Raw genomic sequence first — 14740 nt, forward strand, 5'->3', positions numbered from 1 at the left:
AGGCAAGACCGGCCTTGCCGAGGGCAAAACCGCATGCCAGCCTCGGCGCCATGTCCAGTTCCGAACATCCCGTGATCGACCTCACCACGCGCTGCGACTGCGGCGCCATCACGCTGACCGCCAGGGGCCGTGTCGTCTCGATGTTTCAATGCGCCTGCGACAATTGCCAGCGCGTCTCGGGCAGCGGCCATTCCAGCGTGACGCTGCTGCCGACGGACGCCGTGAGCATTGTGGGCACGATGAAAAGCCATTCGCGGCCAGCCGATTCCGGCGCGACCTTCACCCGCCACTTCTGCCCGGAATGCGGCACGACGATTTACGCGCAGAGTTCGCGCGCCCCGGACTTCCGCATCCTGCCAGTCGGGCTGTTCTCGGGCCAGAACGACTGGTTCGTGCCCAACCAGCTGATCTTCAACCGCAGCCACCGCGCCTGGGATCTGGTGGCCGACCACCTGCCCCGCCATGAGCGCTATCGCGAGGCGACGCCATGAGCCTCGCCTCCGAAGACCTCTCCGACCGCATTCGCGACCTGTTGCCACCCATGCTGCCGCTGAGCGAAAAGAAGATGTTCGGTGGCCGCTGCTTCATGCTGGCCGGCAATATGCTGGTCTGCCCGATGAAGGACGGCAGCCTGCTCGTGCGCGTCGGCAAAGAGGGCTATGAGGAAGCCTTGGCCCTTCCCGGCGCGTCAAAAATGGACATGGGCGAGCGCACCATGGCCGGTTTCGTCGCCGTCAGCGGCGATGTACTTGAAGACGAAAACGTCCTCCAAGGTTGGATCGGCAGGGCGCGCGCTTTCGTCGACACCCTGCCGCCCAAATAGTCGTTAGGCTGGCGCCTTGCCGAACACCAGCGCCGCGTTGACGCCGCCAAAGCCGAAGGAATTGGACAAAACATAGTCCACCGCTTTGGCCTTGGGCTGGTTGGCGACGAGGTCGAAAGCCGCCGCTTCATCCATCGGGTCTTCAATGTTGATCGAGGCGGGCAGCAGGTCCTTGAGCAGCGCCTGGACGGAAATCACCGCCTCCATAGCACCCGCAGCACCCAGCATGTGGCCGGTGGCCGACTTGGTCGAGGAAATCGCCAGATCCTTGCCGCGACCCGGGAACACCGCCGCAATGCCGGCCAGTTCGGCCGCATCGCCGACGGCGGTGGAGGTGGCATGGGCATTCACATAGCCGATCTGGCTTTGCTCGATCCCGGCCATGGAAATGGCGTTGCGCATGGCCACCTGTGCCCCAGCCCCATCGGGCGAGCCTGCGGTCAGGTGATAGGCATCGGCCGACGTGCCATAGCCGGCGAGTACCGCCAGAGGCGTGGCACCGCGTTTGCGGGCATGGCTCAGTTTTTCGATGACCAGCACGGCCGCGCCTTCCGAAAGCACGAAGCCATCATGGCCCTTGTCGAACGGACGGGAGGCCTTTTGCGGCGTATCGTTGAAGCTGGTGGCCAGAGCGCGCGAGGCGCCGAAACCGCCCAGCGAAATGGGATCGACCGAACCTTCAGCGCCACCGACCACGGCCACTTCGGCCTCGCCGGTCATGATCAACCGCATGCCATCGCCGATCGCCTGGGCCGACGCCGCACAGGCGGTGACCGGCGTGCCGATCGGACCACGAAAACCATGGAGGATCGACAGCCAGCCGGCCGCCAGATTGGCCAAAAAGCTCGGCACGGTGAAGGGCGACAGGCGCTTGGGGCCCTTGGTCTGGATGATTTCCACCGCACGCGCCATCACCGGCGAACCGCCGACGCCGGAGCCGATGATCGTGGCCGTCGCGGCCTGGTCTTCGGCGCTGGTCGGATGCCAGTTGGCCTGTTCAAGGGCTTCATGCGTCGCGCCGATGGCATATTGGATAAAGACGTCCATCTTCTTGATTTCCTTGCCGTCGATGAAGTCGGCAGGATCAAAGCCATTGGGATCATTCGCCTTGGCGGGCACCAGCCCGGCAATGGTCGCGCCAAAGCCTTCGGTATCGAACCGGTCGTTCTGCACGATGCCGCTCTGGCCGGAGGTGAGGCGGCTCCACATCGTCTCGACCCCGACACCCAGCGGGCTGACGACGCCCATGCCAGTGACAACGATGGGATCGGCAGGATCGGGCTTCAGCATGGGATCTCCTGTGTGCCTGTGGCGGCATGCAAACCGGAGAGGTAGGCGCGGCCGGTCATGGCGTCAACCGGCATGCCCCCTTGCTGTTTGTCCGCTTTGCGCTGTTCCCCCACCGATGCTATACGGGCACCCGAACCTGGCCTTAAGGTCAACAGACGGATTTCAGGGAGATATTTCCGATGAGCAGCAAGATCAAAGTCGCCAACCCGGTCGTCGATCTCGACGGCGATGAGATGACCCGGATCATCTGGCAGGCGATCAAGGACAAGCTGATCCATCCCTATCTCGACCTACCGATCGAATATTACGACCTGTCGGTAGAGAGCCGCGACGCAACCAATGACCAGATCACGGTCGATGCCGCCAAGGCGATCCAGAAGCATGGCGTCGGCATCAAGTGTGCCACCATTACCCCCGACGAGCAGCGCGTCGAAGAGTTCAAGCTAAAGAAGATGTGGAAGTCGCCCAACGGCACCATCCGCAACATCCTCGGCGGCGTGATCTTTCGCGAGCCGATCATCTGCAAGAACGTGCCGCGCCTGGTCCCCGGCTGGACCCAGCCGATCATCGTCGGCCGCCATGCCTTCGGCGACCAGTATCGCGCCACCGACTTCACCTTCCCAGGCAAGGGCACGCTGACCATCAAGTTCACCGGCGAAGACGGTCAGGTCATCGAGCACGAAGTCTACCAGGCGCCCGGCGCCGGCGTCGCCATGGCCATGTACAACCAGGACGATTCGATCCGCGATTTCGCCTATTCGTCCTTCAACTACGGCCTCGCCCGTGGTGTGCCGGTGTATCTGTCGACCAAGAACACCATCCTCAAGGTCTATGACGGGCGCTTCAAGGACATCTTCCAGGAGATCTATGAGGCCGAGTTCAAGGAAAAGTTCGAAGCCAAAAAGATCTGGTACGAGCACCGCCTGATCGACGACATGGTCGCTTCGGCCCTGAAGTGGTCCGGCGGTTACGTCTGGGCCTGCAAGAACTACGACGGCGACGTGCAGTCCGACATCGTCGCCCAGGGCTTCGGCTCGCTCGGCCTGATGACCTCGGTGCTGGCAACGCCCGATGGCAAGATCGTCGAATCCGAAGCCGCCCATGGCACCGTGACCCGTCACTACCGCCAGCACCAGCAGGGCAAGGAAACCTCGACCAACTCCACCGCCTCGATCTTCGCCTGGACCCGTGGCCTCGCCCACCGCGCCAAGCTCGACGACAACGAAGCGCTGAAGAACTTCGCCCTGACGCTGGAAAAGGTCACTGTCGATACGATCGAAGAAGGCAAGATGACCAAGGACCTGTCCCTGCTCGTCGGTCCCGATCAGCCCTGGCTCTCCACCATCGGCTTCCTCGACGCCATCGACCAGAACCTGCAGAAGGCCATGGCATAAGGCCTTAAGGCGTCAATCATTGAGAGGGCCGGAGCATTGCTCCGGCCCTTTTTCTTGACCAGTCAACAATTTCACTGTTGCAGCCAAGCGCCAGTGACACATTTTTGGCTTAATTGCCCCCGGCCCCGATTGACGGTCACACAGGGTTTCGGCCTATGTTGACCCATACGTCAACGACTGCCGGAAAACGGCAGCATGGACGACGCGGCGCAACACGGCCGCTTCATGTTGAGGAGAATTCTATTGGCCCGCAGCCCTATTCGCAGCCTTGCGCTGGCAGCACTTGTCGCAACATCCACCATCGGCGCCGCCCATGCCGGCGGTCTCGAGGCCAATGGCTATAACTGGGACTTGCTGTTTGATCCCGGCACCTATGTCGGCAAGGGTACGGTGACCCAGGTCACCATCAACCATGACATCACGGCCCCCGGCCTTGGCACCATTTCGACATCGCCTGCCCGGACCTACTATAATGTCGCGGCCAAGGCCGACCTGTTCGGGGCTTCGTCCTGCCTGGTCTCCGTCCAGAACCCCTTTGGTTCCGGCACCGATCGCGACGCGGCCTACGCCCGGACGAGCCGCCAGGCGCTCAGCGAACGCATCTGGTCCAATGATGTGGGTCTCACCTGCGCTTATGGCTTTGATGTCGGCTCGGGTGTGTTCAGCGTCATCGGCGGCATTTCGGCCCAGCAGTTGAACTATGACGCCACCATCGCGCGACCCGCCCCGCTGCCGGTCGGCAACGAGCTGGTGACGCTCAGTGGTTCCGGCACCGGCTGGCGCGCCGGCATTGCCTATGAAGTGCCCGAGATCGCCCTGCGCGTGAGCGCCATCTACAATGCGGCGATCGACTACAATCTGACCGGGCGCGCCTATGGCAGCCTGCTGCCGCAGGCGGCGGCAAATGCCAATGCCACCACCCCGCAAAGCATCGAAATCAAGGCCCAGTCCGGCATTGCGCCCGGCTGGCTGGCGCTCGGCAGTGTAAAATGGGTCGACTGGTCTGTTCTCAACACGCTGACCGTCAACAATGCCGTCGCGCCGATCACCACGGTCCTCAATTATGAAGACGGCTGGACGGTTTCGGCCGGCGTTGGCCACCAGCTCACCGACGAGTTGACGGTGCTGGGCAGCCTGACCTGGGACAAGGGTACATCGCGCAAGAACGCCAACGGCGTGCTGCTCAACGGCACGCAGACCGATCGCTGGGGCGCAAGTCTGGGCGCGGCCTACAAGCCTTCGGCCAATTTCGAACTGTCGGGGGGCGTGTCTTATTCGCTGATCGGCGCTGGCAGCAACCTGCAGAATGAAAGCTGGAACACCGGCAGCGTGCTGGCCTTCAGCGTCAGCGCCAAGGCCACGTTCTAGAAACTACGGACGTAAAAACGGGGCCGGAGCATTGCTCCGGCCCCTGCTTTTCGTTTGACCTACTTCTTCTTCCCACCGGCCGGGGCCGCAGCTGCCGCCTCGATCGTCAGTTCGAACCGTTCGCCGGCCTTGATGGTGATCGGCGTTTCCGATTCCACATCGCCCTTCTTGGAATAGACGACATAGTCGCCGGCCTTCAGCGTGGTCTGGTATTCCGGGCCGTAGCCATAGTCGAACGATTTGACATTGCCCGCGATATCCTTGGTCGGGCTGCGGATTTCGACATAGTCGTCACTTGGCGTGGTGATGGCCAGCACGCCAGCGTCGAGCATGACCGGCACATCGGTGCGTTCACCCGTGGTCACGCTGAACGGGATCTCGCCCTCTGTGCCATCGAGCTCATAAGCCATGATATAGTCGCCCGGCGGCAGTTCGAAATCCTGCTCGCCATTATAGCCATAGGCAATCGACTCGCGGGTGCCGTCCAGCGCAGTCTTGGCGTCGAATATCTCCATGAAAATATCGTCCTCAACCTTTGAGCCGGGTGCATATTCCGTAGTGAAGAACACGAGACCTGTCCCCACCACGACATCTTCATCCACCGTATCGCCGGCCTTCAGCTCATAGGTGCGGCTGACCGTGGCCTCGCCGATGGTGACCAGGGCTTCAATGGAACCAGCCGGCACCACGGCGTCGACATCGCCATAGTCATAGGCCAGGTATTCGCCATTGAGCTTGATCTCGGTGGAGGCATCATTGTCGATCTCTGCCCCCTCGCTCGGCAGGGGATGCAGCTTGAGCATCGCGGCATTCAGCACGAAATGCGTTGCAGCGACTTCACCGGCAACGATGGTCACGGGCTGCTCGACCGCGGCATTGCCGTATTCGGCACTGATGATGTAGTCGCCGGGCTCCAGCGTGCCCTTGAAGCGGGCATAATAGTCGGTGCCGATCCACTCGCCCTTGCTGCCATCGGCTTTGACCTCATACCACTGCCAGGTGAGGTTGAGCGGTCCGCCATCCTCGATGTCCGGGCCGCCTTCGGAGAGCGACGCCGTCGGAGTGAAGTTGAACTCAGCCACGGGCTCGGGTTCAGGCTCGGGCGCCGGTTCGGGTTCGGCCTGCACCACCTGGGCCACAGTCGTGGTCAGCGCGCTCACCAGCGCATCGCCGTCCTCGGCCGACAGATACCGTCCACCGGTGTTTTCGGCCAGACAAGCCACCTGCTGGCCCTCTTCATCGGAAAGGCCGAAGCCCAGCACATGGGTGGTGAAATCAATGCCACGGCTTTCGAGGTCCGAGGCCAACGCACAAGGATCGACCTCGCAGGTTTCCAGACCGTCAGTGATCAGGATCACCGTAGCCTTCTGCTCGGTGAACTGCAGGTCTTCGGCGGCCAGCCGCACGGCATCGGAAATCGGCGTCATACCCTTGGGATTGATCGCATCGGCGGCAGCGGTAATGGCGTCAGCGGTGCCGAGTGCCGGCTCGACCAGCATTTCGATGTCGTCGCAATTACCCTTCTCGCGGTGACCATAGGTCATGAAGCCGAGCTCAAGATCGTCCGGCAGCGTGGCCAGCACTTCATGCAGCGTTTCGCGCGCGATGGTGATGCGCGCCTTGCCGTCGATCTGCGCCCACATCGAGCCCGATCCATCCAGCACGATAATGGCGCGCTCGGCCGCCACGGCCGGCAACGCCATGCCGAGCGCCGCGACGGCTCCCAGCACAATATTTCGAACGATCCTCATGAAAAGCCCTCCAGCAACTGCGCCCTCGACTATCGAGGACTGCACAAGTGGAGGCAATTCAAATCATGACGCAGATGACGGCGGGATGAACACTTCATTCAGCGCCTCCGGGAATTTGCAGCAACTATTCGCCGGACTTCCGCCAGCGCATCAGCCCGACGAAGAACAGTCCGCCGATAATGCCGGTGAGCACGCCGATCGGCATGTCCTGCGGTGGCATCAGTGTGCGCGCGGCAATATCGGCCAGCACCAGGAAAATCGCGCCGACCAGCGCCGACAGCGGCAGTACCCGGCGATAGTCGCCACCCACCATCATGCGGACGATATGAGGGATCATTAGACCAACAAAGGCGATGACACCGGAAAAGGCCACGGCCGAGCCGGTCAGCAGGGCACAGATGACGAAAACAGTGAGCCGGAACCGCAGTGCCGGAATGCCGAGCGTCGTGGCGCTTTCGTCGCCCAGCGTCATGGCATTGAGCGAGCGCGCCTTGAGGATCAAATAGCCGCCGCACAGGACCAGCGCCGCCAGCGGAAACGGCAGTTGCTGCCATTGCGCGAGGCCAAGCCCGCCCAGCATCCAGAATACCACCGTGTGGGCAGCGCGCGGATCGCCGAGGAAAATGAAGAGGTTACCGGCGGCGGTGATGATGAAGCTCACCGCCACGCCGGCCAGCACCAGCCGTCCGGCGCTTTGCGACTTGGTCAGGTTGGAAACCGCCAGCACCAGCGCCGTGGCGATCAGAGCGCCGATGAAGGCGAACAGTGGCACGGTGATCAGGCCGAGAAACATGCCGGTATGCAGCAGCACGAGGATCGCCCCGAAGGCCGCACCCGACGAAATGCCCAGCAGGTGCGGGTCGGCCAGTGGATTGCGCGTCACCGACTGCAGCGCCGCGCCGACCACGGCAAGGCTGGCGCCCACAATGGCACCCAGCACGATGCGCGGTAGCCGCACTTCCCAGACAATATTCTCGCGCCCCGAGGTCCAGTCGGCGACCACGCTGCCGGGCGCGAGTTTGGACGCAATAATGCGCCAGACGGTGTCGACGGGAATCGGCACCGCCCCTGCCCCGACCGCCACCGACATGGTGACGACCAGCAGCACGGCCAGCCCCAGGATCAGGGCTGGCATCCAGTGGATCGCAGCATGGCGGCGTCCGGCAACGAGGTGGCGGTGCGACAATCAACTATTCCCGGAAAGCAGCAGCGAGTTGCTTCACCGCCGCGATATTGCGCGGACCAGGCGTTGCCGCGACATATTCGAGAACCACGAAGCGGTCATTGGCCACGGCCGGAATGGCGGCAAAGGCCGGGTTGGACTTCATGAAGTCGATCTTCTGCTCGGCAGTGACGTTGCCATAATTGACGATGACGATCACTTCCGGATTGCGTTCGATCACCGGCTCCCAGCCGATCTCGACCCAGCTCGATTCCACGTCATCCATGATATTGCGGCCACCGGCCGCCTCGATCAGCGCCGTCGGCATGCCGTAGGCGCCGGCGGTGAATGGCTTGTCCTCGCCGCTGTCGTAGACGAACACCGGCACAGGCGTTTCCAGCTTGGGCAGGTCCGACTGGAAATCCTCGAGGTCGATCTGGTAATTCTCGACCAGCAGTTCGGCGCGCTCGGATACGTCGAAAATGGCACCCAGGTTCAGCAGGTCGGTGTAGAGATCTTCCATCGAGGCCTTGGGCTTTTCCATGACATGGATGCAGCTCTCGTTCAGCTCGTAGACGGCGATATCGAAGGCTGCCAAGGACTCCGGCGTCACCTCGCCACCGACGCGCATGCCATAATTCCAGCCGGCGAAGAAGAAGTCGGCATCGGCGCCGAGCAACACTTCCTTGCTCGGATATTCCGGCGACAGCTCCGGCAACTCGGCCACGCCCTGGCGCAGAGTCTCGTCCAAGGTCTTCCAGCCCGACACGCCGGTATAGCCAACCATGCGATCGGTCAGGTCCAGCGCCAGCATCATCTCGGTGAGATTGACGTCATTGGAAATCGCCCGCTGCGGCGAAGCCTCGAATGTCACATCGCGGTCACAGCTTTTGACCGTCACGGGATAGCCGGCAGCAAAGGCCGGGGAACTGGCCGCTGCCAAGGCAGCAAGCACGAAAACAAGACGCATGAAGATCACTCCTGGATCTGGTTGGGGAGATAGAAACTGAGCCGCGGCCGCCCGGTGGCCGGATGAGCATCGAGCAGGGTTTCGACGGCAAAGGCCGAGCGGATGGTGGATTGGGTGAGAACCTCGGCTGGCGCGCCGAGCGCCGCGACCTTGCCCCGATCGAGCAGCAAAACCTGGTCGGCATGAGCGCAGGCCAGCGCAAGATCATGCAGCGAGACAATGACTGTGCAGTTGAGCCCGGCCAGCAGTTCCAGCACTTCGAGCTGGTGGCGAATATCGAGGTGATTGGTCGGCTCGTCCAGAATCAGAAGGTCAGGCTTTTGCAGCAAGGCCCTGGCAATCATCACCCTTTGCCGCTCGCCACCGGAGAGCGTCGCGAGATCGCGCGGCGCCAGAGGGGTCAATTCCATCAGCGCCAGCACGGCCTTGATCGCCTCGTAGTCGGCATGGTCGGCGCCCCAGCCGCCACGATGCGGCGTCAGGCCCAGCTCGACGATCTCGGCCACGGTCAGCCCGAAGTCGCTGGCCTGCTCCTGCAACACCGTCGCGATCCGCTTCGCCACGGCCTTGCCCGGCAGCGTCCAGATATCCGCGCCGTCGAGCCGCACATGGCCGGAGGTGGGACGGTGATAGCGATAAAGGCAGCGCAACAGGCTCGACTTGCCCGCGCCATTGGGCCCGACCAGCGCCAGCATCTGGCCCGGCTCGACGCTCAGCGAAATCGGCCCGACGATCGGCCGGCCGGAGACGACACCCCAGCTCAGCCCATCGAGATCGAGCCGCGCCGGTTGGGTGCCGGTAAAGCGGTCAGCCGCAGGCTTTTCGGATGCCATGCGCATGCTCCACCAAAGGGCAGAAGGGCACGGGCGATCCGAACAGAATTTTGGCAGCGATGTCGCGGCAACTGGTCATCATCGTCTCCCGCGGCACACCCCGGCCGGGTTGAAAGAAATAGCGATGACGGCAGGTCTCCTGGCTCGCGGGTCATTGCGGCGCCGGACCTTCCCAGCCTTTCGGCCAGTGGCATTCCCGGTGTCGCTATCCGCTCACAGTTGCGGGGGCAGCCACGGTCTTGCGCCCTGATGGGTACGTCGCACCGTGTTCCCTTTTAATCCAGCTGCCCGAGTGGAGCGGCCGGAACCATCGGCCGGAGTGATGCGGGATTTTTGCCGCCAAGGCAAGGGGCGCCCGCGCCGCAGCCGTCACGATTTCCATCGACGCAAACCACGCCGCCCTCTAGGGTCGCAGCACTGCCAAGCCCTCTTGCCCCGGATGCCATCATGCCGATCGGCGTGCTCTATGCTGTTGTCGCCTATTCGATTTATTCTTGCGGCGATGCCATCATCAAAGGCTTCGGCCAAAGCCTTTCGGTGTTCGAAATCGGCTTTTTCATCTCGCTGTTCGGCCTGATTCCCGCTGCCTTCGCCAAGCCGAAAGGCGAGCGCTGGCGCGATACATTCAAGCTCAAGCACACCGGCCTCGTGCATCTGCGCTCGTTTACCGGCGTGGCCTCGTCGATCCTGGTGACGATTTCCTTCACCACCATTCCCTTCGCCGAGACCTATTCGCTGGTCTTCATGATGCCGCTGTTCATCACCGTCATGTCGGTGCTGATCCTCAAGGAAAAAGTCGACCTGATCCGCTGGGCCATGCTGGCTCTGGGCTTTATCGGTGTCATGCTGGTGGTTCGACCAGGCTTCCGCGAGCTCGAGCTCGGCCACCTGACCGCCCTGCTCTGCGCGGTGTTCGGCGCCTCGACCACCACCATCCTCCGCGTCATCGCTCCCACCGAAAAGCGCGTCAGCCTGATCGCTTTGCCGGCGCTTTATCTGATCGTCACCAATGCCGTTCTGATGCTGCCCAGCTTCACCGGACCCAACCTGCAGCAATTGGGTCTGCTCGCCGCCTCAGGGAGCATGGTCGGCATGGGACATATCCTGCTGATCGCCGCCACCCGCAATGCACCGGCCAGTCAGGTGGCGCCCATCCAATACGTGCAGATCGTCTGGGCCATCGGGCTCGGGGCGTTCTTTTATTTCGAATACCCCGACCTGATCGCCTATATCGGCCTCGGCGTGGTTGTGCTCTCGGGCCTGGTCAATGTCTTGATCGATGGCGCCCGCACTCGCATTGCCGGGCGCTTCGCCGAATACCGTGCCAGCCGCCCCGGCCCGCCGAGCAATATCACCGAGGTGCAGGGACCTGAAATTTAGCCGGGAAGCCGGTCGACGCTGCACGGCCTCGCTTGTATGGTAGTCAGGCTTACCGAGTCTTTTCCCCTGAATTCGAGATATTGCGATGCCCGTCGGCGTCATCCTGGCCTTTTTGGCCTATGCCAGCTTTTCCGCCGCTGACGCTTTGATCAAGGCCACCGGCTCCGCCATGTCGGTCTTCGAGATCGCCTTTTTCACCACCAGCTTTTCCATCATTCCGGCCATGCTGACCAAGCGCGGCGAGCGCTGGCGTGATCTTTATAAGCTGCAGCATCCCTGGCTGGTGCATCTGCGCTGCGCCGCGGCCATCTCCAGCACGGCCTGCGTCATGTATGCCTTCACTCACATCCCCTTCGCCGAGGTCTATGCCATCGGCTTCCTGACCCCGGTCGTCGTGACACTGCTCGGCGTGGTGCTGCTTAAGGAATATGTCGCGGCGCATCGCTGGCTGCTGTTGATCATCAGCTTCCTCGGCGTTGTGCTGGTGATCCGCCCCGGTGTGCGCGAACTGCATCTCGGCCATCTGGCGATTTTCTGCAGCGTATTTCTCGGCGCCCTCACCACCATCATCCTGCGCCACATCGCGCCACGCGAGCGTCGCGTCAGCCTGGTTGGCCTGCAGGTGATCTATTCGGGCCTGTTCAATGGCGTGCTGATGCTGCCGTTTTTCGTGCTGCCCTCGCTCGAGCAATTGGCCATTTTCGTCTGCATCGGCCTGATGGGCGGCACCGGCGGCCTGCTGCTGATCGGCGCCACCAAGCGCTCGCCGGCCAGTCTCGTCGCACCGGTGCAATATAGCCAGCTGATCTGGGCCATCGTCTTCGGCGCGGCCTTCTTCGGCGAATATCCGGACTATGTCGCTGTGATCGGCCTCGTCATCGTCATTGCCGCGGGCCTCGCCAATGTGATGACGGAAAAGCTCAAGATTGTCTGGAAGCCGCGCGTCTTCTTCTGGCGCACCGGGTTGTAAAACAAAAAGCCCCGCTTACGCGGGGCTTTTCTCATTCAGAATGCGTTCAGAAACCGTTCATCTAGAGCGCGGCGCGAACCGCGGCGATGGCTTCAGCACCCTTTGATCCATCGGGTCCGCCGCCCTGCGCCATGTCCGGACGGCCGCCGCCGCCCTGCCCGCCCAAGGCGGCCGTAGCCAGCTTGATCAACTCGCCGGCGGTAAAGCGGCTGGTCAGGTCGTCGGTGACGCCAACGGCCACCGTGCCCTTGCCGTCTTCGCCCTTGAGCACCACGGTCACCACGCCCGAGCCGATGCGCTTCTTTTCGCTGTCGACCAGGCCTTTAACGTCCTTGGCAGCAATGCCTTCGACCGTGCGGCCAACATAGGTCACGCCATTGACGGCCTCGTCGGCAGCACCGGTATCACCCGAGGCATTGCCGCCTCCGAGTGCCAGCTTCTTGCGGGCGTCGGTGAGCTCACGCTCGATCTTCTTGATGTTGTCCTGCAGCGCCCCAATACGGTCGAGCACCTCATGGCTACCGGCGCGCAGCAGGCCTGCGGCCGAATTGACGATCGCCACATTGGTATTGCCGCGATGCCGCGCTGCCTTGCCGGTCAGCGCCTCGATGCGGCGCACGCCGGCGCCGACAGCGCTTTCGGCAACGATGGAGACCAGGCCGATATCACCGGTGCGGCGGACATGGGTGCCGCCGCAGAGTTCCACCGACCAGCCGAGACCATTGCCGGTTGGCTCGCCCATGGCCACGACGCGCACTTCATCGCCGTACTTCTCGCCGAACAGCGCGCGCGCGCCGGATTCCTTGGCCTCTTCCACGCCCATCAGGCGGGTTTCCACAGGCGTATTCTGCAGCACGATAGCGTTTGCAATGTCCTCGACCTGCGCCATTTCCTGGTCGGTGACCGGCTTGGTGTGGACGAAGTCGAAGCGCAGCCGGTCCTGCGAAACCATCGAACCCTTCTGTGCGACATGGTCGCCAAGCACTAGGCGCAGGGCCTCATGCAGCAGATGGGTGGCCGAATGGTTCGAGCGGATCGCCGAACGGCGATCATGATCGACCAATAGCGTCAGCGGCTGGCCGAGCTTGATCGTGCCTTCGGTCACCTTGACCTTATGGGCAAAGACGCCATGGAATTTCTGCGTTTCGGTGACGGTTGCGGCGAGGCCTTCGCCGGTGATCAGACCGGTATCGCCGACCTGGCCGCCGCTTTCGCCATAGAAGGGCGTCTGGTTGAGGACGACAAAGCCTTCTTCGCCGGTGGCGAGGGCAAGAACTTCCTTGCCCTCTTTGAGCAGGGCTTTGACCTCGCCCTCGGCGGTTTCGGTTTCATAGCCGAGGAATTCGGTCGGCCCGACCTTATCGAGCAGGCCATACCAGACCGTGTCCTGAGCCGCTTCGCCCGAACCGGACCAGCTCTTGCGAGCCTCGGCCTTCTGGGCGGCCATGGCGGCATCGAAACCGGGCTGGTCGACGGTGATGCCGCGCAGGCGCAGAGCGTCTTCGGTCAGGTCGAGCGGGAAGCCATAGGTGTCGTAGAGCTTGAAGGCGGTGGCGCCATTGAGCACGGCACCCTCGGCCATATCGCTGGTCTCGGCGTCGAGGATCTGCAAGCCACGGCCGAGCGTCTTGAGGAAACGGCCCTCTTCGAGGCGAACGGTTTCGGCGATCAAGGATTCACCGCGGCTCAGCTCCGGATAGGCCTGGCCCATCTCGCGCACCAGCGTCGGGACCAGCTTGTAGATCACCGGCTCATTGGTGCCGAGCAGGGTCGCATGGCGCATGGCGCGGCGCATAATGCGGCGCAGCACATAGCCACGGCCTTCGTTAGAAGGCAGCACGCCCTCGGCAATCAGGAAGCTCATCGAGCGCAGGTGATCGGCAATGACGCGCAGGCTGCGATTGCCCGGGCCATCGACGTCCGCACCAGTGGCATTGGCCGCCGCACCGATCAGCGACTTGAACAGATCGATCTGATAATTGTCGTGCGTCCCCTGCATGACGGCAGCCATGCGCTCGAGGCCCATGCCGGTATCGATGGAAGGATTTGGCAGCGCCGTGCGGGAACCGTCGCCATGCTGTTCATACTGCATGAAGACGAGGTTCCAGATCTCGATCCAGCGATCGCCATCTTCTTCCGGCGACCCTGGAGGGCCACCCCAGATCTTGTCGCCATGGTCGAAGAAGATTTCCGAGCACGGGCCGCAGGGACCAGTATCGCCCATCTGCCAGAAGTTGGACTTGGCGCCGAGCCGGATGATGCGATCTTCGGAAATGCCGGCAATCTTCTTCCACAGCGCCATGGCCTCATCGTCATCCTGGTAGATGGTGACGATGAGCTTGTCCTTGGCCAGGTCCCAGTCCTTGGTCAGCAGGTTCCAGGCCAGCTCGATGGCGCGTTCCTTGAAATAGTCGCCGAAGGAAAAATTCCCCAGCATTTCAAAAAAAGTGTGGTGACGCGCGGTGAAGCCGACATTGTCGAGATCATTGTGCTTGCCGCCGGCGCGCACGCATTTCTGCGCCGTGGTGGCGCGGGAATAGGGGCGCTTTTCCACACCGGTAAAGGTGTTCTTGAACTGCACCATGCCCGAATTGGTGAACATCAGCGTCGGATCATTGCGCGGCACAAGCGGGCTCGACGCGACGGGTTCATGACCATTGCGGGCAAAGTAGTCGACAAAGCTCGAACGAAGGTCGTTTACGCTGGTCATCTAAAGGCTTTCGCTAGGGAATTTGGCGTTGGGCGCCGCAGACAAGTTTGGTCCGCTTTCTATCGTGCAGCCTGCCGCAATGTCCAGCA

The 14740-nt window shown here is 62.4% G+C and carries 12 protein-coding genes and 1 riboswitch; of the genes, 6 read left to right on the forward strand and 6 right to left on the reverse strand.

Annotated features, from left to right (window positions below; translation table 11 throughout):
* Window positions 1–50 precede the first annotated feature (50 nt).
* Together BM045_RS06845 and BM045_RS06850 are read left to right on the forward strand one after the other, a co-directional pair.
* Window positions 51–491, forward strand: coding sequence for a GFA family protein (locus BM045_RS06845; RefSeq protein ID WP_170848414.1), 441 nt, complete (start codon window positions 51–53; stop codon window positions 489–491).
* Complete coding sequence (locus tag BM045_RS06850; protein ID WP_092181336.1) at window positions 488–823, forward strand: TfoX/Sxy family protein; 336 nt, start codon at window positions 488–490, stop codon at window positions 821–823. The genes BM045_RS06845 and BM045_RS06850 overlap by 4 nt, the downstream gene beginning before the upstream one ends.
* Before the next feature lie 3 nt (window positions 824–826).
* On the opposite strand, the gene fabF is transcribed toward BM045_RS06850, so the two are convergent.
* Window positions 827–2113, reverse strand: coding sequence for a beta-ketoacyl-ACP synthase II (gene fabF / locus BM045_RS06855; RefSeq protein ID WP_092181339.1), 1287 nt, complete (start codon window positions 2111–2113; stop codon window positions 827–829).
* Between the two features lie 179 nt (window positions 2114–2292).
* On the opposite strand from fabF, the gene BM045_RS06860 reads away from it, so the two are divergent.
* Together BM045_RS06860 and BM045_RS06865 are read left to right on the forward strand one after the other, a co-directional pair.
* Window positions 2293–3507 carry an NADP-dependent isocitrate dehydrogenase gene (locus BM045_RS06860; protein ID WP_092181342.1) on the forward strand — a complete coding sequence of 405 codons (1215 nt, stop codon included), beginning with the start codon at window positions 2293–2295 and terminating at the stop codon, window positions 3505–3507.
* 243 nt (window positions 3508–3750) lie between these two features.
* Window positions 3751–4875: an OmpP1/FadL family transporter gene (locus BM045_RS06865; RefSeq protein ID WP_170848415.1), complete on the forward strand. Its 1125-nt coding sequence runs from the start codon at window positions 3751–3753 to the stop codon at window positions 4873–4875.
* 59 nt (window positions 4876–4934) lie between these two features.
* Here the strand turns inward: BM045_RS06865 and BM045_RS06870 are convergent, their stop codons facing one another.
* From BM045_RS06870 to BM045_RS06885, 4 genes are all read right to left on the reverse strand, one after another.
* Window positions 4935–6626, reverse strand: a complete 1692-nt coding sequence (locus BM045_RS06870; RefSeq protein ID WP_170848416.1) for a vWA domain-containing protein — start codon at window positions 6624–6626, stop codon at window positions 4935–4937.
* Between the two features lie 124 nt (window positions 6627–6750).
* Window positions 6751–7761, reverse strand: coding sequence for a FecCD family ABC transporter permease (locus BM045_RS06875; RefSeq protein WP_092183111.1), 1011 nt, complete (start codon window positions 7759–7761; stop codon window positions 6751–6753).
* A 55-nt stretch (window positions 7762–7816) separates the two neighbouring features.
* Window positions 7817–8758, reverse strand: coding sequence for an ABC transporter substrate-binding protein (locus BM045_RS06880; RefSeq protein WP_092183109.1), 942 nt, complete (start codon window positions 8756–8758; stop codon window positions 7817–7819).
* A gap of 5 nt (window positions 8759–8763) precedes the next feature.
* Window positions 8764–9591, reverse strand: coding sequence for an ABC transporter ATP-binding protein (locus tag BM045_RS06885; protein WP_092183113.1), 828 nt, complete (start codon window positions 9589–9591; stop codon window positions 8764–8766).
* A 111-nt stretch (window positions 9592–9702) separates the two neighbouring features.
* A riboswitch (cobalamin riboswitch) is annotated at window positions 9703–9918 on the reverse strand.
* A 120-nt stretch (window positions 9919–10038) separates the two neighbouring features.
* On the opposite strand from BM045_RS06885, the gene BM045_RS06890 reads away from it, so the two are divergent.
* Both BM045_RS06890 and BM045_RS06895 read left to right on the forward strand, forming a co-directional pair.
* Window positions 10039–10971, forward strand: coding sequence for a DMT family transporter (locus BM045_RS06890; RefSeq protein ID WP_092181348.1), 933 nt, complete (start codon window positions 10039–10041; stop codon window positions 10969–10971).
* Window positions 10972–11056: 85 nt separating this feature from the next.
* Window positions 11057–11941 (forward strand): DMT family transporter, encoded by an 885-nt coding sequence (locus BM045_RS06895; RefSeq protein ID WP_092181351.1) that lies wholly within the window; start codon window positions 11057–11059, stop codon window positions 11939–11941.
* Between the two features lie 61 nt (window positions 11942–12002).
* On the opposite strand, the gene alaS is transcribed toward BM045_RS06895, so the two are convergent.
* Entirely contained in the window at window positions 12003–14651 is a 2649-nt protein-coding gene (alaS, locus tag BM045_RS06900; protein WP_092181354.1) for an alanine--tRNA ligase, read from the reverse strand.
* Between the last annotated feature and the right edge of the window lie 89 nt (window positions 14652–14740).

Source organism: Devosia sp. YR412 (assembly GCF_900110945.1).
Classification (GTDB): Bacteria; Pseudomonadota; Alphaproteobacteria; order Rhizobiales; family Devosiaceae; genus Devosia.

What these genes read in the sequence shown, in the direction of transcription:
- BM045_RS06845 (WP_170848414.1), top strand. Translation starts at nt 51, where the DNA reads ATGTCCAGTTCCGAACATCCCGTGATCGACCTCACCACGCGCTGCGAC.
- BM045_RS06850 (WP_092181336.1), top strand. Translation starts at nt 488, where the DNA reads ATGAGCCTCGCCTCCGAAGACCTCTCCGACCGCATTCGCGACCTGTTG.
- fabF (WP_092181339.1), bottom strand. Translation starts at nt 2,113, where the DNA reads ATGCTGAAGCCCGATCCTGCCGATCCCATCGTTGTCACTGGCATGGGC.
- BM045_RS06860 (WP_092181342.1), top strand. Translation starts at nt 2,293, where the DNA reads ATGAGCAGCAAGATCAAAGTCGCCAACCCGGTCGTCGATCTCGACGGC.
- BM045_RS06870 (WP_170848416.1), bottom strand. Translation starts at nt 6,626, where the DNA reads ATGAGGATCGTTCGAAATATTGTGCTGGGAGCCGTCGCGGCGCTCGGC.
- BM045_RS06875 (WP_092183111.1), bottom strand. Translation starts at nt 7,761, where the DNA reads ATGCCAGCCCTGATCCTGGGGCTGGCCGTGCTGCTGGTCGTCACCATG.
- BM045_RS06880 (WP_092183109.1), bottom strand. Translation starts at nt 8,758, where the DNA reads ATGCGTCTTGTTTTCGTGCTTGCTGCCTTGGCAGCGGCCAGTTCCCCG.
- BM045_RS06885 (WP_092183113.1), bottom strand. Translation starts at nt 9,591, where the DNA reads ATGGCATCCGAAAAGCCTGCGGCTGACCGCTTTACCGGCACCCAACCG.
- BM045_RS06890 (WP_092181348.1), top strand. Translation starts at nt 10,039, where the DNA reads ATGCCGATCGGCGTGCTCTATGCTGTTGTCGCCTATTCGATTTATTCT.
- BM045_RS06895 (WP_092181351.1), top strand. Translation starts at nt 11,057, where the DNA reads ATGCCCGTCGGCGTCATCCTGGCCTTTTTGGCCTATGCCAGCTTTTCC.
- alaS (WP_092181354.1), bottom strand. Translation starts at nt 14,651, where the DNA reads ATGACCAGCGTAAACGACCTTCGTTCGAGCTTTGTCGACTACTTTGCC.